Here is a 799-nt window from a genome sequence, read left to right as displayed (position 1 = left end):
CGGCTCTCGCCCGCAGCCAGACTGTCGAAGTCGGTGCCGGAGACGAAGCTATAGGAACCGTCGGCATTGAACGTCAACGAACCATCGCCGGTACCGACATCCGTCGCCAAGTTGTAACCGGCGACCGTCCCATCAACATCACTCGCTGCCGGAACCTGGCCGCTGAGGACGGTATTCTCGCCGGTAGTCTGGGTATCAGCGACGGCCACTGGAACGTCGTTAGTGCCGGTCACCGTTACGGTCAGCGTCGAGGTGGCGGTGCCACCCTGGCCATCGCTGACGGTGTAGCTGACTTTAGTGGTATCGGTCTGACCCGCGGCCAGGCGATCGAACGCCGTGCCCGGATTGAAGCTGTAGGAGCCATCCGCGTTCAGCGTGAAGTTGCCGCCGTTGGAGCCATTGACGGCCTGCCCCACGCTACCTGTTACACCGTTGACCGCGCTGACACTCAGCGGGCCGCCATCGACATCCCTATCGTTGGCCAGCACGCCCTGGACCGCGGCGACATTGAGAGTAGCGTTCTCGCCCGTAGTCCGGGTATCGGCGACGGCCACCGGGGCGTCGTTGGTGCCGGTGACGGTAATGGTGACAGCCTTCGGTGCACTGACCCCGTCGTCGTTATCGGTAGCGGTATAGNNNNGTCAGTGCCGGGGGTAAAACTGTAGCTGCCGTCGGCGTTGAAGCTGAGACTGCCGTTGCCCTGACCCACGCCAGTGTCGAGCGCGTAGCTGGCGATGGTGCCATCGACGTCACTTGCCGCCGGAACCTGGCCGCTGAGGACGGCGTTCTCTTCCGTCGT

1 protein-coding gene is annotated in these 799 nt (G+C 63.6%); it reads right to left on the bottom strand.

Annotated features, from left to right (window positions below; genetic code table 11):
• Positions 1-554: Ig-like domain-containing protein (locus DOM58_RS17410; RefSeq protein WP_188113836.1), on the bottom strand; the 554-nt coding region annotated here is incomplete at its 3' end.
• Positions 555-799 lie beyond the last annotated feature (245 nt).

Origin of the sequence: Salinicola halophyticus (assembly GCF_003206695.1) — a bacterium.
Classification (GTDB): domain Bacteria; phylum Pseudomonadota; class Gammaproteobacteria; order Pseudomonadales; family Halomonadaceae; genus Salinicola; species Salinicola halophyticus.
This window is presented reverse-complemented; position numbering and strand designations above follow the sequence as displayed.